This is a genomic window from Nitratireductor rhodophyticola (assembly GCF_019891355.1).
GTDB lineage: Bacteria > Pseudomonadota > Alphaproteobacteria > Rhizobiales > Rhizobiaceae > Nitratireductor > Nitratireductor rhodophyticola.
The window spans coordinates 535,798-554,431 of record NZ_JAHSSF010000001.1; the positions used below are offsets into that span (position 1 = coordinate 535,798).

Consider the following 18,634-nt stretch of genomic DNA (forward strand, 5'->3'; position numbering starts at 1 on the left):
AAACCTGCGGCACGCATCGTCGTTCGCAAGGCAGCATAGCGGCCAAGCATTTGAACCGGTGAGACACGCGGCGGCAGTCTTCACCGAAGTTTAAAAGGGACAAGGCGTCCCGAAAAGGAGATCGGCATGAACCAAGAGGTCATGAATCTTTTCAACCCTCAGGCGCCGGCACAGACTTTCGACTCGATCAGGATTTCTCTGGCCAGCCCCGAGAAGATCCTGTCGTGGTCGTATGGCGAGATCAAAAAGCCCGAGACCATCAACTATCGTACGTTCAAGCCCGAGCGTGACGGTCTCTTCTGCGCACGCATCTTCGGTCCGATCAAGGACTATGAGTGCCTGTGCGGCAAGTACAAGCGCATGAAGTACAAGGGCGTCATCTGCGAGAAGTGTGGCGTTGAAGTCACGCTGTCGCGGGTGCGTCGTGAGCGCATGGGCCACATCGAGCTGGCCGCACCCGTCGCGCATATCTGGTTTTTGAAGTCGCTGCCGTCGCGCATCGGCACGCTGCTCGACATGACCCTGAAGGACATCGAGCGGGTTCTCTATTTCGAGAACTACATCGTGACCGAGCCCGGCCTGACGGCACTCAAGGAGAACCAGCTTCTTTCCGAAGAAGAGTATCTGATCGCGGTCGACGAGTATGGTGAGGACCAGTTCACCGCCATGATCGGCGCCGAGGCGATCCATCACCTGCTTGAATCGATGGACCTCGACACGATTGCGGGTGATCTGCGTTCGGAGCTGGCATCCACCACGTCGGAACTGAAGCAGAAGAAGCTTCTGAAGCGCCTCAAGGTGGTCGAGAACTTCCTTGAGTCGGGCAACCGTCCCGAGTGGATGATCATGAAGATCGTGCCGGTCATCCCGCCGGACCTGCGCCCGCTGGTGCCGCTGGACGGCGGCCGCTTTGCGACGTCCGATCTCAACGACCTCTATCGTCGCGTGATCAACCGCAACAACCGTCTGAAGCGCCTCATCGAGTTGCGCGCACCGGGCATCATCATCCGCAACGAGAAGCGCATGCTTCAGGAGGCCGTCGACGCGCTGTTCGACAATGGCCGCCGCGGCCGTGTCATCACCGGTGCCAACAAGCGTCCGCTGAAGTCGCTCTCCGACATGCTGAAGGGCAAGCAGGGACGCTTCCGCCAGAACCTGCTCGGCAAGCGCGTCGACTATTCGGGCCGTTCGGTGATCGTGACCGGTCCCGAGCTCAAGCTGCACCAGTGCGGTCTGCCGAAGAAGATGGCGCTCGAGCTGTTCAAGCCGTTCATCTACGCGCGTCTCGACGCTAAGGGCTATTCGTCCACCGTCAAGCAGGCAAAGAAGCTGGTCGAGAAGGAAAAGCCGGAAGTCTGGGATATCCTGGACGAGGTTATCCGCGAGCATCCGGTTCTTCTGAACCGCGCGCCGACGCTGCACCGTCTGGGCATCCAGGCGTTCGAGCCGGTGCTGATCGAAGGCAAGGCGATCCAGCTTCACCCGCTGGTCTGTACGGCGTTTAATGCCGACTTCGACGGTGACCAGATGGCCGTTCACGTGCCGCTTTCGCTGGAAGCCCAGCTCGAAGCGCGCGTCCTGATGATGTCGACCAACAACATCCTGCACCCGGCCTCCGGCGCACCGATCATCGTGCCGTCGCAGGACATGGTTCTCGGACTCTACTATCTGTCCATCATGAACCAGAACGAGCCGGGCGAGGGCATGGTCTTTGCCGATATGGGCGAGCTGCACCATGCGCTGGAGAACAAGGTCGTCACGCTGCACACCAAGATCAAGGGCCGTTTCAAGACGGTCGACGCGGAAGGCAATCTCGTTTCGCAGATCCACGAGACGACGCCTGGCCGCATGATCGTTGGCGAGCTCCTGCCGAAGAACCACAATGTGCCCTTCGACATCTGCAACCAGGAACTGACCAAGAAGAACATCTCCAAGATGATCGACACGGTCTATCGTCACTGCGGTCAGAAAGAGACGGTCATTTTCTGTGACCGCGTCATGCAGCTCGGCTTCGGCCATGCCTGCCGCGCCGGCATTTCCTTCGGCAAGGACGACATGGTCATTCCGGACACCAAGGAAAACCTGGTGGCCGAGACCGAGGCGCTCGCCAAGGAATACGAGCAGCAGTACAATGACGGCCTGATCACGCAGGGCGAGAAGTACAACAAGGTCGTCGATGCCTGGGCCAAGTGCTCGGAAAAAGTCGCCGACGAGATGATGAAGCGCATTAAGGCGGTCGAGTTTAACGAAGACGGTCGTCAGAAGCCGATGAACTCGGTCTACATGATGTCGCATTCCGGTGCCCGTGGCTCGCCGGCGCAGATGCGTCAGCTTGCCGGCATGCGCGGCCTGATGGCCCGTCCGGATGGCTCCATCATCGAGACGCCGATCATCTCGAACTTCAAGGAAGGCCTGACCGTGATGGAGTACTTCAACTCCACCCACGGTGCCCGTAAGGGGCTGGCCGACACGGCTCTGAAGACGGCAAACTCGGGTTATCTGACCCGCCGTCTGGTTGACGTGGCTCAGGACTGCATTGTCACCGTGCCCGATTGCGGTACCGACAAGGGCCTGACCATGCAGCCGATCGTCGACGCCGGTCAGGTGGTTGCTTCCATCGGTCAGCGTGTGCTGGGCCGTACCGCGCTTGACGACATCATCAACCCCGCAACCGACGAGGTCATCGTTTCGGCCGGGCGTCTGATTGACGAGCGCGATGTCGAGGCCATTGAAAAGGCCGGTATCCAGTCTGTCCGCATCCGTTCGGCGCTGACCTGTGAAGTCCGCAGCGGTGTCTGCGCGATCTGTTACGGTCGTGACCTTGCGCGTGGTACGCCGGTCAATATCGGCGAGGCCGTTGGTGTCATCGCCGCCCAGTCGATCGGTGAACCGGGTACCCAGCTCACCATGCGTACCTTCCACATGGGCGGTACGGCGCAGGTGGTCGACCAGTCGTTCCTCGAGGCTTCCTTCGAAGGCACGGTCAAGGTCCGCAACCGCAATGTGGTGCGCAACTCCGAAGGCGATCTCGTGGTGATGGGCCGCAACATGGCGGTTCTGATCCTGGACGAGAACGGCGAGGAGCGGGCAAGCCACCGTCTCACCTATGGCTCGCGTCTGTTCATCGACGAGGGCGACAAGGTGAAGCGCGGCCAGCGCATCTCCGAGTGGGATCCCTATACGCGCCCGATGCTGACCGAGGTGGAAGGCACCGTCGCGTTCGAGGATCTGGTCGACGGTGTGTCGGTTCAGGAAACGGCCGACGAATCCACCGGTATCACCAAGCGTGAGGTCATCGACTGGCGGTCGACGCCGCGCGGAACCGACCTGAAGCCGGCGCTGACGGTGCTCGATGCCAAGGGCAAGGTGGCAAAGCTCGCCCGTGGTGGTGATGCGCGCTTCCTGCTGTCGGTGGAGACGGTTCTTTCCGTGGAGCCGGGCTCCAAGGTCAAGCCGGGCGACGTGATTGCCCGTATCCCGACCGAGAGTGCCCGCACCAAGGACATCACTGGTGGTCTGCCGCGCGTTGCGGAACTGTTCGAGGCCCGTCGTCCGAAAGATCACGCCATCATCGCCGAGATCGATGGCACGATCCGCTTCGGTCGGGACTACAAGAACAAGCGCCGCATCGTCATCGAGCCGCATGACGCGACTCTGGAGCCCGCGGAATACCTCATTCCCAAGGGCAAGCCGTTCCATCTTCAGGACGGTGATCAGATCGAGAAGGGCGACTTTATTCTCGACGGCAACCCGGCGCCGCACGACATCCTGGCGATCAAGGGCGTGGAGGCTCTGGCTTCCTACCTGGTCAACGAAATCCAGGAGGTCTACCGGCTGCAGGGCGTGTTGATCAACGACAAGCACATCGAGGTGATCGTTCGCCAGATGCTGCAGAAGATCGAGATCACGGCACAGGGCGACTCGACCTACATTCCGGGCGACCATGTCGACTCGGTCGAGTTCGAGGAGATCAACGAGCGTCTGGTGGAAGAGGGCAAGAAGCCGGCCGAAGGCCAGCCGGTCCTCCTCGGCATCACCAAGGCTTCGCTGCAGACACCGTCCTTCATCTCCGCGGCCTCCTTCCAGGAGACCACACGCGTGCTGACCGAGGCGGCTGTCGCCGGCAAGATCGACACGCTGCAGGGCTTGAAGGAGAACGTCATTGTCGGCCGTCTCATCCCGGCCGGTACGGGTGGCGCCATGAGCCAGGTTCGCCGGATCGCGCGCTCGCGCGACGATCTGATCCTGGACGAGCGGCGCAAGAGCTCGGGCGCCGAGATGGCCGATCCGATGATCGCCGACATGACGACAAGCGCTGCCGAATAATCGGCAGATCGCTTCTCAGAAAAATGCAAGAGCCGGGCCCTGTGCCCGGCTTTTCTTTTGTCGATCCACCGTCATGGTCGCGTGCCTGTCATCCGACTGGATCATGAGGCTTCCGGGGCGTGCATTCCCGCCCGGTTTTTGGAGAAGTTCTCATGTTTACAAAGTTAGTCCTCGCTGCGGCATTGTCCGTTTCGGTGCAGTCTCTCGCCCACGCAGACGCCATGATGAAGCCCGCCTATCTCGGCGAAATCGTTCTTCCCAGCGGCCTCATGATCTCCGGCGTCGAGTTCGGTGGCATATCGGGCCTGGACTATGATGCAGAGGCGGGGGTGTTTTATGCAATTTCGGACGACCGGTCGGAAAAAGCGCCGGCGCGGTTCTATCGGCTGAAGCTTGCGATTGAGGAAGACGGCGTTAAGGGCGTCGATATCATCTCCAGCCATGTGCTGCAGGAGGAGAACGGCGGGCCGTTCGCGCCCAAAACGATCGATCCCGAAGCCATCCGCTTCGACGCTTCGCGCCAGAGCGTGTTCTGGTCGAGTGAACGCGACGTCGCGGGCAATCCAACGCTCTACGAGGCTGGACCGGACGGCGCATTCAAGCGCAGCTTCGCGATCCCTGAAGCCTATCTGCCGGATACTGCCGGCGAACGGGGCATCCGCAACAATCTGGCGTTTGAAGGGCTGACACTTTCAGTCGATGGAGAGACCGTCTGGGTCGCGACCGAGAATGCGCTCGTTCAGGATGGCCCGAAGGCGACGCTCGAAGCAGGCAGCCCGTCGCGCATTCTTGGCTTCAATGTGGAAAGCGTGGAGCCGGTTGCCGAATATGTCTACGAAACTGGTCCGATCCACCAGAAATCCGAAACCGAGCCCTATTACAACGATAACGGTCTGACGGAAATCCTGGAGATCGAGGCCGGCAGGTTTCTTGCGGTCGAGCGTTCCTTTGCACTGGGGACTGGAAACGAGATCAATCTCTATCTCGTCGAAACGGCAGGTGCGAGCGACATTCTCGGCGCGGAAAGCATTGCCGACCGTGATGTCACGCCGGTCAGGAAGGCGCGGGTTCTGAAGATCGGGGAAGGGGATTTCGGGCTCGACGTGGACAACATCGAAGCGGTCTCCTGGGGACCGGATGTCGGCGGCAAACGAACCCTCGTCATGGCCTCCGACAACAACTTCAATCCCAATGGCCAGTTCTCGCAGTTTGTCGTGTTCACGCTGGAACCGGCGCTAAACTAGATCGCCGTGCATCGCATGCGGAATAAGCCCGGCTGACAGCCGGGCTTATTCGGAGACTGCACCATTCGACCATTTCACGGAAACGCCGCTCGGGGCACTCTGCCGTTTTCCTAGTGCGTGTGGATGTCCGGGCGGTCCCTTCTGACTGTGAACGCCGTGGGGGCAGGGCCTAGATTGGTTCGTCAAACGTGACGATCGCGATTTCGCCTTCAAGCGCGCCCTGCCAGGCGGAGAGATGAGGCTCCTCGTCCGGCTCACCCTCCATGTCCCCGATTCGATCAAGCTCAGCCTCGGCATAGCCTTCGCGGGCAAGGGCCTCCAGAGCGAGCCGTACGGCGGTGTCGTCGTCGGGTGCGAGCAGCATGATGTGCACACCTTCGCTTTCCTCGCCCTTTTCGCGCCAGACGCGGCCGGTAATGATGGTGACCGCGCGTTCTTCAGATTCGTTCATCGTTTTTCCTGATTCTTGCCAGACGGCGAATGCCTGTATTGCGAGGCCCGTTTTTCGCATGCGGCCCTGAAAAATGACAGGGGAGCGACGTGGTTTCACTTCGAAAAGCCGCCCGATTGAGCAATATTGTGTCGTTGCGCCTCGCCAGCGCCGTGTCACCGGTGTTTGCGCCAGATAATTGCGCGGGTGGGGTTGACGGTTAACCGACATGCGAGTAATACCCGCTTCGTCCGAGCCGATGTGAGGCTTTTTCTTTCGGGGCGACGCGCCCTGGATCAGGTCTCAAACAGGGTTCGTTTTTGCGAGCGACAGAATTTGCGGCGCATGAAGCGGAAACGCTTCCTCTGCTGTATGTCCGGGCAAGACCGTTAAAGCGGTTTGGCAGCCCGGATTTGTGCATGTACGCAGACTGTTCTTGAAGCGGCCCTCGGGCTTGAGACACGGAATTGTAACAAGGGAAGGTTTGATGCCTACCGTTAACCAGTTGATCCGCAAGCCGCGCATTGCGCCGGTTAAGCGCAATAAGGTTCCGGCCATGCAGGCCAACCCGCAGAAGCGGGGCGTTTGTACGCGCGTCTACACCACGACGCCGAAGAAGCCGAACTCGGCTATGCGTAAGGTGGCGAAGATCCGCCTTGCCAATGGCTTCGAGGTCATCGGTTATATCCCGGGTGAGGGGCATAACCTTCAGGAGCACTCCGTGGTCATGATCCGCGGCGGTCGCGTGAAGGACCTTCCGGGTGTGCGCTACCACATTATCCGTGGTGTGCTCGACACGCAGGGTGTCAAGAACCGCAAGCAGCGTCGTTCCAAGTACGGCGCCAAGCGTCCGAAGTAGGTTTCCCGGCTTCGGCGCTTTGTTTTTGAGCCGGGCCTTCGAAGGTAAGAGACGAAAAACATGTCCCGACGCCATCGCGCAGAAAAGCGAGAAATCAACCCCGATCCGAAATTCGGTGACACGGTTGTAACGAAGTTCATGAACGCCATCATGCTTGATGGCAAAAAGTCCGCTGCGGAGCGTATCGTTTACGGTGCGTTCGAGCAGGTTGAGGACAAGCTGAAGCAGGAGCCTGTTGGCGTGTTCCATCAGGCGCTCGAGAACGTTGCTCCGCACGTTGAGGTTCGTTCCCGCCGTGTTGGTGGTGCGACCTACCAGGTGCCGGTTGATGTTCGTCCCGAGCGTCGCCAGGCGCTGGCCATTCGCTGGCTGATTTCTGCCGCGCGCAAGCGCAACGAGACGACCATGGTCGATCGCCTTTCCGGCGAACTGCTCGATGCAGCCAACAATCGCGGCACTGCCGTCAAGAAGCGCGAAGACACGCACAAGATGGCTGAGGCCAACCGCGCGTTCTCGCACTACCGCTGGTAGCCTTACGGATCGAAGAGGTACACGACGATGTCCCGCGAATATAAGCTCGAAGACTACCGCAACTTCGGTATCATGGCGCATATCGACGCCGGCAAGACGACGACGACCGAGCGCATTCTTTTCTACACCGGCAAGTCCCACAAGATCGGCGAAGTGCACGACGGTGCTGCGACGATGGACTGGATGGAGCAGGAGCAGGAGCGCGGGATCACGATCACGTCTGCTGCCACGACCACCTTCTGGGAAGGTCGTGACGGCAAGAAGCGCCGCTTCAACATCATCGACACGCCCGGACACGTGGACTTCACGATTGAAGTGGAGCGTTCGTTGCGCGTTCTCGACGGTGCGGTTGCGCTGCTCGACGCCAATGCCGGTGTGGAACCTCAGACGGAGACCGTCTGGCGTCAGGCGGACAAGTACAAAGTCCCGCGCATGATCTTCTGTAACAAGATGGACAAGATCGGCGCCGACTTCTACCGTTCGGCGGAGATGGTCAAGACCCGTCTTGGCGCGCAGGCTGTCGTCATGCAGCTCCCCATCGGTGCCGAGAACGATTTTGCCGGCGTTGTCGATCTGATCGAGATGAAGGCGCTGGTGTGGCAGTCCGAGAACCTGGGCGCTGCTTGGGACATCGTCGACATTCCAGCCGATCTTCAGGCGAAAGCCGAGGAGTATCGCGAGGCGCTCGTCGAGGCTGCCGTCGAGATGGACGAAGGCGCGATGGAGCGTTACCTCGAAGGCGAAATGCCCTCGAATGACGAGATCCGCAAGCTCATCCGCAAGGGCACCATCGAGGTCAAGTTCTTCCCGATGTTCTGCGGCTCCGCCTTCAAGAACAAGGGTGTTCAGCCGCTGCTCGACGCCGTTGTGGACTTCCTGCCGTCTCCGGTGGATGTTCCGTCGATCAAGGGCATTGATCCCAAGACCGAGGCAGAGATTGCGCGCAAGTCGTCTGACGAAGAGCCTGTCTCCATGCTCGCCTTCAAGATCATGAACGATCCTTTCGTTGGCTCGCTCACCTTCTGCCGCATCTATTCGGGTGTGCTGAACAAGGGTTCTTCGCTCGCCAACACGGTGAAGGACAAGCGCGAGCGCATCGGCCGCATGCTGCAGATGCACTCCAACTCCCGCTCTGATCTCGAAGTGGCATACGCTGGCGACATCGTCGCCCTGGCCGGCCTCAAGGAGACCACCACGGGCGACACGCTTTGCGATCCGACCAAGCCGGTCATTCTCGAGCGCATGGAGTTTCCGGATCCGGTGATCCAGATCGCCATCGAGCCTAAGACCAAGGGCGACCAGGAGAAGATGGGCCTCGCGCTCAACCGTCTGGCAGCCGAGGATCCGTCCTTCCGCGTCAAGTCGGACGAGGAATCCGGCCAGACCATCATCGCCGGCATGGGCGAGCTTCACCTCGACATCATCGTCGACCGTCTGAAGCGCGAGTTCAAGGTCGAGGCCAATGTCGGCGCGCCGCAGGTTGCTTATCGTGAGACGATCACCCGCGAAGCGGAGATCGACTACACCCACAAGAAGCAGTCCGGTGGTTCGGGCCAGTTCGCCCGCGTCAAGATCGTGTTCGCGCCGAACACCGAGAGCGAGGAGTTCGAGTTCGAATCCAAGATCGTCGGCGGTTCGGTTCCGAAGGAATACATTCCCGGCGTCCAGAAGGGCATCGAGAGCGTTCTCTCCTCCGGTCCGGTTGCGGGCTTCCCGATGCTCGGCGTGAAGGCCACGCTGATCGACGGCGCCTATCACGACGTCGACTCTTCGGTTCTCGCCTTCGAAATCGCCGCTCGTGCGGCATTCCGTGAAGGCGCCCAGAAGGCCGGTGCCCAGCTCCTTGAGCCGATCATGAAGGTCGAGGTTGTGACGCCGGAAGAGTATGTGGGCAGCATCATCGGTGACCTGAACGGGCGTCGTGGCCAGATTCAGGGCCAGGAAGCACGCGGCATTGCCACGGTGATCAACGCCATGGTGCCGCTGGCCAACATGTTCAAATACGTCGACACGCTGCGTTCGATGTCGCAGGGCCGCGCCCAGTACACGATGCAGTTTGATCACTACGAGCCGGTCCCCAGCGCTGTGGCGCAGGAGATCCAGAAGAAATACGCGTAATCCGCTCAGATACGTTCGCTACGGATTATCGAGAGTTGAAAGAGCCCGAACGGGCACAAGGAATGGAGAGCTCACATGGCCAAAGGTAAATTTGAGCGTACGAAGCCGCATGTGAACATCGGCACGATTGGTCACGTTGACCACGGCAAGACGTCTTTGACGGCTGCGATCACGAAGTATTTCGGTGAATTCCGCGCTTACGACCAGATCGATGGTGCGCCGGAAGAGAAGGCCCGCGGCATCACCATTTCGACGGCGCATGTGGAATATGAGACGGAAGCCCGTCACTACGCCCACGTCGACTGCCCCGGCCACGCCGACTATGTGAAGAACATGATCACGGGTGCGGCGCAGATGGACGGCGCGATCCTGGTTGTTTCGGCAGCCGACGGCCCGATGCCGCAGACGCGCGAGCACATCCTGCTTGCCCGCCAGGTTGGTGTTCCGGCCATCGTGGTGTTTTTGAACAAGGTCGACCAGGTCGACGACGAAGAGCTTCTCGAGCTGGTCGAGCTCGAGGTTCGCGAGCTTCTGTCGTCCTACGACTTCCCGGGCGACGACATTCCGATCGTCAAGGGTTCGGCACTGGCCGCTCTCGAAGACTCCAACAAGGAGATCGGCGAGGACGCAATCCGCAAGCTGATGGCCGAGGTCGACGCCTACATCCCGACGCCGGAGCGTCCGGTTGACCAGCCGTTCCTGATGCCGATCGAGGACGTGTTCTCGATCTCGGGTCGCGGTACGGTCGTGACGGGTCGCGTCGAGCGCGGCATCATCAAGGTCGGCGAGGAAATCGAAATCGTCGGTATTCGTCCGACGACGAAGACGACCTGCACGGGCGTTGAGATGTTCCGCAAGCTGCTCGATCAGGGCCAGGCTGGCGACAATATCGGCGCGCTCCTGCGCGGTGTCGAGCGTGAGGGTGTCGAGCGCGGTCAGGTTCTGGCCAAGCCGGGTTCGGTGACGCCGCACACGAAGTTCAAGGCAGAAGCCTACATCCTGACGAAGGAAGAGGGCGGTCGTCATACGCCGTTCTTCACGAACTACCGCCCGCAGTTCTACTTCCGCACGACGGATGTGACGGGCATCGTTCACCTTCCGGAAGGCACGGAGATGGTGATGCCTGGCGACAATGTGACGGTCGACGTCGAGCTGATCGTGCCGATCGCCATGGAAGAGAAGCTTCGCTTCGCTATCCGTGAAGGCGGCCGCACCGTCGGTGCCGGCATCGTCGCATCGATCACTGAGTAAGAACGGCAACCTTCCGGCGCGGCGCGGTTACCCGCGTCGCAGCGGAACAAGGAAGTGACACATGAACGGACAGAATATCCGTATCCGCCTCAAGGCGTTTGATCATCGCGTTCTTGATGCCTCGACGCGGGAAATCGTGTCTACGGCGAAACGCACGGGCGCGAACGTGCGCGGCCCGGTGCCGCTGCCCACGCGCATCGAGAAATTTACTGTGAACCGGTCTCCTCACATCGACAAGAAGAGCCGCGAGCAGTTCGAGATGCGCACCCACAAGCGGCTGCTCGACATTGTCGATCCGACGCCGCAGACGGTTGATGCGCTGATGAAGCTCGACCTCGCTGCCGGTGTGGATGTCGAGATCAAGCTCTAGGGCGCAAGACAAGAAGTCAGGAACCCGAGCCTCTACCCGTGACAGCGGGCGAGGGGCTGGGAACCCCGAAAGGAAATCGAACCGATGCGTTCAGGTGTTATCGCACAAAAAATCGGTATGACACGCGTCTACAACGAAGCGGGCGAGCATGTGCCCGTGACGGTTCTGCGCATGGAGAACTGTCAGGTCGTTGCGCAGCGTACCGAGGAGAAGAACGGCTACACGGCTGTTCAGCTTGGCGTTGGACTGGCCAAGGTGAAGAACACGTCGAAAGCGCTGCGCGGCCATTTCGCGACCGCTTCCGTCGAGCCGAAGGCCAAGGTGGCCGAATTTCGTGTGTCGCCCGACAATCTTCTGGATGTCGGCGCTGAGATCACGGTCGAGCATTTCGTCCCCGGCCAGAAGGTCGACGTGACGGGCACCTCGATCGGTAAGGGCTTCCAGGGTGTCATGAAGCGCCACAATTTCGGTGGCGGGCGCGCAACCCATGGTAACTCGGTCTCGCACCGCTCGCATGGTTCGACCGGTCAGCGCCAGGACCCCGGCAAGGTGTTCAAGGGCAAGAAGATGGCCGGCCACATGGGCGCGCACCGCGTGACCACGCAGAACCTGGAGATCGTGTCTACGGATACCGAGCGCGGCCTGATCCTGGTTCGCGGCGCGGTTCCCGGTTCCAAGGGCGCCTGGATCACGGTTCGTGATGCCGTCAAGGCTCCGCTGCCAGACAACGTGCCGATGCCGGCCGCTATCCGTAGCAATGGCGCTGCAAAGGCTGAAGAAGCTGCCGCCACCGAGGGGGCTGAATAATGGACATTAAAGTTACGACCCTCGCAGGCAAGGATGCCGGGAAGCTGAAGATCTCCGATGAGATTTTCGGGCTCGATCCCCGCGAAGACATCCTGCACCGTGTCGTGCGCTGGCAGCTCGCCAAGAAGCAGCAGGGCACGCACAAGACCAAGGGACGCTCGGAGATCTCGCGTACCGGTGCGAAGATGTACCGTCAGAAGGGTACGGGCCGCGCCCGCCACTCGTCTGCCCGTGTGCCGCAGTTCCGCGGCGGTGGTCGCGCTCATGGCCCGGTCGTTCGCGACCATAGCCACGATCTTCCCAAGAAGGTTCGTGCGCTCGGTCTGAAGCATGCACTGTCGGCGAAGGCGAAAGACTCCAGCCTGATCATTATCGATGATCTGGCGCTGGCTGATGGCAAGACGAAGTCCCTGGTGGAAAGCTTCGCCAAGCTCGGCCTGAGCAACGCTCTGCTGATCGGCGGCGCGGAAGTCGATGCCGGCTTCAAGCGTGCTGCTCAAAACATCGCCAACATCGACGTTCTGCCGGTGCAGGGCATCAATGTTTACGACATTCTGCGCCGCGGCACGCTGGTCCTTTCCAAGGCCGCCGTCGAGGCCCTTGAGGAGCGTTTCAAATGACGGAGCTTCGCCACTATGACGTGATCGTCAGCCCGGCGATCACCGAGAAATCGACCATGGCGTCGGAAAACAACCAGGTGGTCTTCAACGTGGACCGCAAGGCGACGAAGCCTGAAATCAAGGCTGCAGTCGAGGCGCTGTTCGGCGTCAAGGTTACCGGTGTCAACACGCTTGTTCGCAAGGGCAAGGTGAAGCGTTTTCGCGGAACGATTGGCCGCCAGAGCGACGTGAAGAAAGCGATCGTCACGCTGGCTGAAGGTCATTCCATCGACATCGCGACTGGCCTCTAATCGGGCGGCGAGGAAGAGACAATGGCACTGAAGAAGTATAAACCGGTAACCCCAGGCCAGCGCCAGCTGGTCATCGTTGACCGCTCCGGCCTTCACAAGGGCAAGCCCGTGAAGGGCCTGACGCAGGGTCTGACGGGCAAGGGCGGCCGCAACAACACGGGTCGCATCACCGCTCGCTTTCAGGGCGGTGGTCACAAGCGCACCTACCGTCTGATCGACTTCAAGCGTCGCAAGCTTGACGTGTCGGCAACGGTGGAGCGCATCGAGTACGACCCGAACCGCACCGCGTTCATCGCGCTGGTTCGTTATGAGGACGGCGAGCTGTCCTACATTCTGGCACCGCAGCGTCTGGCGGCCGGCGACAAGGTTATCGCCAGTGACAAGCCGGTCGACGTGAAGCCGGGCAATGCGATGCCGCTTTCGGCAATGCCGATTGGCACGATTGTGCACAATGTCGAGATGAAGCCCGAGAAGGGCGGTCAGATCGCTCGCTCTGCCGGCGCTTACGTCCAGCTCGTCGGCCGTGATCAGGGCATGGCGATCCTGCGTCTCAACTCCGGCGAACAGCGCCTCGTTTCCGGTCGCTGCTTTGCAACGGTTGGCGCCGTTTCGAACCCGGACCACGGCAATGTGAGCCTGGGTAAGGCCGGCCGCAAGCGCTGGATGGGTAAGCGCCCGCACAACCGCGGCGTTGTCATGAACCCGGTCGATCACCCCCATGGTGGTGGTGAAGGCCGTACCTCCGGCGGTCGTCACCCGGTGTCGCCCTGGGGCAAACCCACAAAGGGCATGAAGACCCGGTCGAACAAGTCGACCGACAAGTTCATCATGCGCTCGCGCCACAAGCGCAAGAGCTAAGGAAAGGTAGCGGCAAGTGTCCCGTTCAGTCTGGAAAGGCCCCTTCGTCGACGGCTATCTCCTGAAGAAGGCCGAGAAGGTGCGCGATAGCGGCCGTAACGAGGTTATCAAGATGTGGAGCCGCCGCTCCACCATCCTGCCCCAGTTCGTGGGTTTGACCTTCGGTGTTTACAACGGCCAGAAACACATTCCCGTTTCCGTCTCCGAGGAGATGGTCGGTCACAAGTTTGGTGAGTTTGCTCCGACCCGCACCTATTACGGCCATGGGGCGGACAAGAAGGCAAAGAGGAAATAACGATGGGCAAGGCCAAAGCGCCGCGCAGGCTTGCTGACAATGAGGCCCGTGCCGTATTGCGCACGATCCGCGTCAGCCCGCAGAAGCTGAACCTCGTTGCCGCGATGATCCGCGGCAAGAAGGTGGCGACCGCGCTCGCCGACCTGGAGTTCTCGCGCAAGCGGATCGCCGAGACCGTCAAGAAGACGCTCGAATCGGCAATCGCGAATGCGGAGAACAATCACGACCTGGACGTGGATGCGCTGGTCGTGGCCGAAGCCCATGTCGGCAAGTCGATCGTGATGAAGCGGTTCCATGCGCGTGGCCGTGGCCGCGCCAGCCGCATCGAGAAGCCGTTCTCGCACCTGACGATCGTCGTGCGCGAAGTGGAAGAGAAAGTGGAGGCCGCCTGATGGGTCAGAAAATCAATCCGATCGGGTTCCGTCTCGGTATCAACCGCACGTGGGACTCCCGCTGGTACGCCAATGACGGCGAATACGGCGATCTGCTGCACGAGGATTTCAAGATCCGCAACTACATCGAGAAGGAGCTGAAGCAGGCTGCCATCTCCAAGGTTGTGATCGAGCGTCCGCACAAGAAGTGCCGCGTCACCATCCACTCCGCACGCCCCGGCCTGATCATCGGCAAAAAGGGTGCGGACATCGAGAAGCTGCGTCGCAAGGTCTCGCAGATGACGAATGCGGAAACGCATTTGAACATCGTTGAGGTCCGCAAGCCGGAGATCGATGCTGCGCTGATCGCGCAGTCGATTGCCCAGCAGCTCGAGCGCCGCGTTGCGTTCCGCCGCGCCATGAAGCGTGCCGTTCAGTCGGCCATGCGTCTTGGTGCCGAGGGCATCCGCATCAACTGTGCGGGTCGTCTTGGCGGTGCGGAAATCGCCCGTATGGAATGGTACCGCGAAGGCCGTGTTCCGCTGCACACGCTGCGCGCCGATGTCGACTATGGCACGGCCGAAGCAAAGACCGCTTACGGTATTTGCGGCGTCAAGGTATGGGTGTTCAAGGGCGAGATCCTCGAGCATGACCCGATGGCTTCCGAGCGCCGTGCCACCGAGGGTGACCAGGGCGGCAGCAGCAACCGGCGTCGCGAGAACGCTTAGGAATTTTGGAGTAGAGAACGATGCTGCAACCAAAGCGCACAAAGTTCCGCAAGCAGTTCAAGGGCCGTATTCACGGCGCTGCCAAGGGCGGCACGGAACTCAACTTCGGGTCCTTCGGTTTGAAGGCTCTCGAGCCGGAGCGCGTGACCGCGCGCCAGATTGAAGCGGCCCGCCGCGCGATCACCCGCTACATGAAGCGTCAGGGTCGTGTGTGGATCCGCATTTTCCCGGACCTCCCGGTCACCTCAAAGCCGACCGAAGTCCGCATGGGTAAGGGCAAGGGCTCCGTTGACTATTGGGCCTGCCGTGTTAAGCCCGGCCGCGTCATGTTCGAGATCGACGGTGTCGGTGCAGACATTGCGCGTGAAGCGCTGCGTCTGGGTGCTGCGAAGCTGCCGGTCAAGACGCGCTTCGTGCAGCGTATTGCAGAGTAGGAAAGGCGGACGCTATGAAGGCTGTTGATGTCAGGGCGATGACGCCGGACCAGCTCACCGACGAGCTGACGAAACTCAAGAAAGAGCAGTTCAACCTTCGCTTCCAGAAAGCGACCGGACAGCTCGAGAAAACCGCGCGCGTGAAAGAAATCCGTAGGGATATTGCGCGCATTAAGACAATCGCGGCCGAGAAGTCGGCCGGTAGCAAGGCCTGAGGACAGCGAACATGCCAAAGCGCGTTTTGCAGGGCACCGTGGTGAGCGACAAGAACGACAAGACGGTTGTCGTCCGCGTCGAGCGTCGCTTTACCCATCCGATGATGAAAAAGACGGTGCGTATGTCCAAGAAATACAAGGCACACGACGAAGAGAACGCGTGCAAGGTCGGTGATCTGGTGACCATCCAGGAGACCGCGCCGATTTCTAAGGACAAGAACTGGGTCGTCCTTAAAGACGCCCAGGCACAATAACTATTGAAATTGCCGGAAAGCGGAGTATCTGAACCGCTTTCCATTGAACGAGAAGGCGGCCAGTCATGATTCAGATGCAAACAAACCTCGATGTGGCGGACAATTCCGGCGCCCGTCGTGTCATGTGCATCAAGGTGCTTGGCGGTTCGAAGCGGAAGTATGCCTCCGTGGGCGACATCATTGTCGTCTCCGTGAAAGAGGCGATCCCGCGCGGCCGCGTGAAGAAGGGCGACGTGATGAAGGCGGTTGTTGTGCGTACGGCGAAGGATATTCGCCGCGCTGACGGCAGCGTCATCCGTTTCGACAAGAACGCAGCCGTTCTCGTCGACAACAAGAAAGAGCCCGTTGGTACGCGTATTTTCGGACCGGTTCCGCGCGAGCTTCGCGCCAAAAACCACATGAAAATCATTTCACTCGCGCCGGAAGTGCTCTAGGAGGCCGGGGATATGCAGAAGATTAAAAAAGGCGACAACGTCGTCGTTCTCGCCGGCAAGGACAAGGGCCGTACCGGCGAAGTGGTGAAGGTGATGCCAAAGGAAGACAAGGCGCTCGTGCGCGGTGTCAACCTGGTTCGCCGCCATCAGAAGCAGTCCGCCCAGGCAGAGGGCGGTATCATTACGAAGGAAGCGCCAATCCACCTGTCGAACCTGGCGCTGGCCGACCCGAAGGATGGCAAGCCGACCCGTGTTGGCTTCAAGGTCCAGGAAGACGGCAAGAAGGTGCGCGTGGCGAAGCGCTCTGGAGAATTGATCGATGGCTAATGCTCAGTACCAGCCGCGCTGGAAGAAGAAGTATGATGAGGTGATCCGCAAGGAGCTCCTCGATACTTTCAAGTACGACAATGAGATGCAGGTGCCGCGCATCGACAAGATCGTCATCAACATGGGTGTTGGTGAGGCGACGGGCGATTCCAAAAAGCCGACCTCGGCTGCTGAGGATCTCGCCAAGATCGCCGGTCAGAAGCCGGTCATCACGCGTGCTTCGAAGTCGATCGCCGGCTTCAAGGTGCGTGAGGGCATGCCGCTCGGCGCCAAGGTGACGCTCCGCAAGGACCGTATGTATGAATTTCTGGACCGCCTCGTGACGATCGCGCTTCCGCGCGTCCGCGACTTCCGCGGTCTGAACCCGAAGAGCTTTGACGGACGTGGCAACTTCGCCATGGGCCTGAAGGAGCATATCGTGTTCCCCGAGATCAACTACGATCAGGTCGATCAGATCTGGGGAATGGACATCATCGTTTGTACGACTGCAAAAACCGACGACGAAGCGCGGGCCTTGCTCAAGGCCTTCAACTTCCCGTTCCGGCAGTAACGGCAGGCGAGAAGAAGGACACTTTAAATGGCAAAAGTCAGCGCAGTCGAAAAGAACAAGCGTCGACGCAAGATGGTCGATCGCTACGCTGCAAAGCGCGCAGAGCTCAAGGCGATCGTCAAGGATCAGTCCAAGCCGATCGAGGAGCGCTTCCAGGCGCAGCTCAAGCTTGCTGCTCTCCCGCGCAATTCGTCCAAGACGCGTATCCGCAACCGTTGCGATGTGACCGGACGTCCGCGTGCGTATTACCGCAAGCTGAAGATGTCGCGCGTCGCGCTGCGTGAACTGGGCAATAACGGGCTCATCCCGGGCCTGGTCAAGTCGAGCTGGTAAGGGGTAAGAACGATGTCCGTGAATGATCCGCTCGGCGATATGCTGACCCGTATCCGCAACGCCATCGGCCGCAACAAGCCGAAGGTGTCTACCCCGGCTTCGCGTCTGCGCGCCCGTGTGCTCGATGTTCTGAAGTCCGAAGGTTATATCCGCGATTATAGCCAGATCGACTATGACAACGGCAAGTCCGAGATCGAAATCGAGCTTAAGTACGCCGAGGGTGGCTCCGTGATCCGCGAGATTGCGCGTGTTTCGAAGCCGGGCCGTCGCGTTTATGTGTCGGTGAAATCCATCCCGCAGGTCGCCAACGGTCTCGGCATCGCCATCCTTTCGACGCCCAAGGGCGTGATGGCCGATCATGAGGCGCGCGAACAGAATGTGGGTGGCGAGGTGCTCTGCCAGATCTTCTGATCCGGCAGATAGCGCACGCAAAGAACGAGGGCAGACAAATGTCTCGCATTGGCAAAAAGCCGGTCCCGGTTCCGCAGGGCGTCACCGCTCAGGTCGAGGGCCAGACCGTGACGGCCAAGGGGCCGAAGGGTGAGCTGAAGTTCGTCGTCAACGACGAGGTTCTGGTGAAGCTCGAAAATGACGCTATCGCTGTCGACCCGCGCGACCAGTCCAAGGACGCACGCTCCAAGTGGGGCATGTCGCGCACGCAGATCGCCAACATTCTTCACGGTGTGAAGGATGGTTTCGAGAAGCGTCTTGAGATCAACGGCGTTGGTTATCGTGCCGCGATGCAGGGCAAAAACCTGCAGCTTTCGCTTGGCTACAGCCACGAAGTGATTTACGAGGCTCCTGAAGGAATCAGCATCAGCTGCCCGAAGCCGACCGAAATCGTGATCGCCGGCATCGACAAGCAGGTGGTTGGCCAGGTTGCGGCCGAGATTCGCAAGAAGCGTGGCCCCGAGCCGTACAAGGGCAAGGGCGTCAAATATGCGGACGAGACGATCGTTCGCAAAGAAGGCAAGAAGAAGTAGGAACTC

Annotated in this window: 24 protein-coding genes; 23 read left to right on the top strand and 1 reads right to left on the bottom strand. The window is 60.2% G+C overall.

Translation table 11 applies throughout. The annotated features are described in order from the left end of the window. The first annotated feature begins 126 nt into the window (after nt 1–126). Together rpoC and KUG85_RS02465 are read left to right on the top strand one after the other, a co-directional pair. Nucleotides 127–4,326 carry a DNA-directed RNA polymerase subunit beta' gene (rpoC, locus tag KUG85_RS02460; protein ID WP_223004022.1) on the top strand — a complete coding sequence of 1,400 codons (4,200 nt, stop codon included), beginning with the start codon at nt 127–129 and terminating at the stop codon, nt 4,324–4,326. A gap of 152 nt (nt 4,327–4,478) precedes the next feature. Then, nucleotides 4,479–5,570 carry an esterase-like activity of phytase family protein gene (locus KUG85_RS02465; protein WP_223004023.1) on the top strand — a complete coding sequence of 364 codons (1,092 nt, stop codon included), beginning with the start codon at nt 4,479–4,481 and terminating at the stop codon, nt 5,568–5,570. 169 nt (nt 5,571–5,739) lie between these two features. Here KUG85_RS02465 and KUG85_RS02470 read toward each other — a convergent pair whose 3' ends face one another. Next, complete coding sequence (locus KUG85_RS02470) at nt 5,740–6,021, bottom strand: hypothetical protein (protein WP_007010615.1); 282 nt, start codon at nt 6,019–6,021, stop codon at nt 5,740–5,742. A gap of 466 nt (nt 6,022–6,487) precedes the next feature. Here KUG85_RS02470 and rpsL point away from each other — a divergent pair, with 466 nt between their 5' ends. From rpsL to rplF, 21 genes are all read left to right on the top strand, one after another. Continuing rightward, complete coding sequence (gene rpsL / locus KUG85_RS02475; protein WP_007010616.1) at nt 6,488–6,859, top strand: 30S ribosomal protein S12; 372 nt, start codon at nt 6,488–6,490, stop codon at nt 6,857–6,859. A gap of 60 nt (nt 6,860–6,919) precedes the next feature. After that, on the top strand, nt 6,920–7,390 hold the full coding sequence (gene rpsG, locus KUG85_RS02480) for a 30S ribosomal protein S7 (RefSeq protein ID WP_007010617.1): 471 nt from the start codon (nt 6,920–6,922) through the stop codon (nt 7,388–7,390). Nucleotides 7,391–7,417: 27 nt separating this feature from the next. Beyond that, nucleotides 7,418–9,508 carry an elongation factor G gene (gene fusA, locus KUG85_RS02485; protein ID WP_065815252.1) on the top strand — a complete coding sequence of 697 codons (2,091 nt, stop codon included), beginning with the start codon at nt 7,418–7,420 and terminating at the stop codon, nt 9,506–9,508. 75 nt (nt 9,509–9,583) lie between these two features. Next, nucleotides 9,584–10,759: an elongation factor Tu gene (gene tuf / locus KUG85_RS02490; protein WP_223004024.1), complete on the top strand. Its 1,176-nt coding sequence runs from the start codon at nt 9,584–9,586 to the stop codon at nt 10,757–10,759. Nucleotides 10,760–10,820: 61 nt separating this feature from the next. After that, complete coding sequence (gene rpsJ / locus KUG85_RS02495) at nt 10,821–11,129, top strand: 30S ribosomal protein S10 (protein WP_007009511.1); 309 nt, start codon at nt 10,821–10,823, stop codon at nt 11,127–11,129. 84 nt (nt 11,130–11,213) lie between these two features. Continuing rightward, the gene (gene rplC / locus KUG85_RS02500; protein ID WP_007009512.1) at nt 11,214–11,936 is read left to right on the top strand and encodes a 50S ribosomal protein L3; all 723 of its coding nucleotides are present in this window, start codon (nt 11,214–11,216) and stop codon (nt 11,934–11,936) included. Beyond that, nucleotides 11,936–12,556 (top strand): 50S ribosomal protein L4, encoded by a 621-nt coding sequence (gene rplD / locus KUG85_RS02505; RefSeq protein WP_065815253.1) that lies wholly within the window; start codon nt 11,936–11,938, stop codon nt 12,554–12,556. Before rplC ends, rplD begins: the two co-directional genes overlap by 1 nt. Further along, nucleotides 12,553–12,846 carry a 50S ribosomal protein L23 gene (locus KUG85_RS02510; RefSeq protein ID WP_007009515.1) on the top strand — a complete coding sequence of 98 codons (294 nt, stop codon included), beginning with the start codon at nt 12,553–12,555 and terminating at the stop codon, nt 12,844–12,846. Before rplD ends, KUG85_RS02510 begins: the two co-directional genes overlap by 4 nt. A gap of 21 nt (nt 12,847–12,867) precedes the next feature. After that, nucleotides 12,868–13,704, top strand: a complete 837-nt coding sequence (gene rplB / locus KUG85_RS02515) for a 50S ribosomal protein L2 (RefSeq protein WP_007009516.1) — start codon at nt 12,868–12,870, stop codon at nt 13,702–13,704. Nucleotides 13,705–13,720: 16 nt separating this feature from the next. Beyond that, nucleotides 13,721–13,999 (top strand): 30S ribosomal protein S19, encoded by a 279-nt coding sequence (rpsS, locus tag KUG85_RS02520; protein ID WP_009452531.1) that lies wholly within the window; start codon nt 13,721–13,723, stop codon nt 13,997–13,999. Nucleotides 14,000–14,001: 2 nt separating this feature from the next. Continuing rightward, nucleotides 14,002–14,391, top strand: coding sequence for a 50S ribosomal protein L22 (rplV, locus tag KUG85_RS02525; protein WP_007009518.1), 390 nt, complete (start codon nt 14,002–14,004; stop codon nt 14,389–14,391). Further along, a complete protein-coding gene (gene rpsC, locus KUG85_RS02530; protein ID WP_007009519.1) occupies nt 14,391–15,098 on the top strand; it encodes a 30S ribosomal protein S3 in 708 nt (235 codons plus the stop codon). The genes rplV and rpsC overlap by 1 nt, the downstream gene beginning before the upstream one ends. A 20-nt stretch (nt 15,099–15,118) precedes the next feature. After that, nucleotides 15,119–15,532: a 50S ribosomal protein L16 gene (gene rplP, locus KUG85_RS02535; protein WP_007009520.1), complete on the top strand. Its 414-nt coding sequence runs from the start codon at nt 15,119–15,121 to the stop codon at nt 15,530–15,532. A gap of 14 nt (nt 15,533–15,546) precedes the next feature. Then, on the top strand, nt 15,547–15,747 hold the full coding sequence (rpmC, locus tag KUG85_RS02540; RefSeq protein ID WP_007009521.1) for a 50S ribosomal protein L29: 201 nt from the start codon (nt 15,547–15,549) through the stop codon (nt 15,745–15,747). An 11-nt stretch (nt 15,748–15,758) separates the two neighbouring features. Further along, nucleotides 15,759–16,001, top strand: a complete 243-nt coding sequence (gene rpsQ / locus KUG85_RS02545) for a 30S ribosomal protein S17 (RefSeq protein ID WP_007009522.1) — start codon at nt 15,759–15,761, stop codon at nt 15,999–16,001. 65 nt (nt 16,002–16,066) lie between these two features. After that, nucleotides 16,067–16,435, top strand: coding sequence for a 50S ribosomal protein L14 (rplN, locus tag KUG85_RS02550; RefSeq protein ID WP_007009523.1), 369 nt, complete (start codon nt 16,067–16,069; stop codon nt 16,433–16,435). A 12-nt stretch (nt 16,436–16,447) separates the two neighbouring features. Then, nucleotides 16,448–16,762 carry a 50S ribosomal protein L24 gene (rplX, locus tag KUG85_RS02555; protein ID WP_007009524.1) on the top strand — a complete coding sequence of 105 codons (315 nt, stop codon included), beginning with the start codon at nt 16,448–16,450 and terminating at the stop codon, nt 16,760–16,762. Then, nucleotides 16,755–17,312, top strand: a complete 558-nt coding sequence (gene rplE, locus KUG85_RS02560; protein WP_065815256.1) for a 50S ribosomal protein L5 — start codon at nt 16,755–16,757, stop codon at nt 17,310–17,312. The genes rplX and rplE overlap by 8 nt, the downstream gene beginning before the upstream one ends. A gap of 27 nt (nt 17,313–17,339) precedes the next feature. After that, complete coding sequence (gene rpsN, locus KUG85_RS02565) at nt 17,340–17,645, top strand: 30S ribosomal protein S14 (protein ID WP_007009526.1); 306 nt, start codon at nt 17,340–17,342, stop codon at nt 17,643–17,645. A gap of 12 nt (nt 17,646–17,657) precedes the next feature. After that, nucleotides 17,658–18,056 carry a 30S ribosomal protein S8 gene (gene rpsH, locus KUG85_RS02570; protein ID WP_025030949.1) on the top strand — a complete coding sequence of 133 codons (399 nt, stop codon included), beginning with the start codon at nt 17,658–17,660 and terminating at the stop codon, nt 18,054–18,056. A gap of 38 nt (nt 18,057–18,094) precedes the next feature. Beyond that, a complete protein-coding gene (rplF, locus tag KUG85_RS02575) occupies nt 18,095–18,628 on the top strand; it encodes a 50S ribosomal protein L6 (RefSeq protein ID WP_223004025.1) in 534 nt (177 codons plus the stop codon). Nucleotides 18,629–18,634 lie beyond the last annotated feature (6 nt).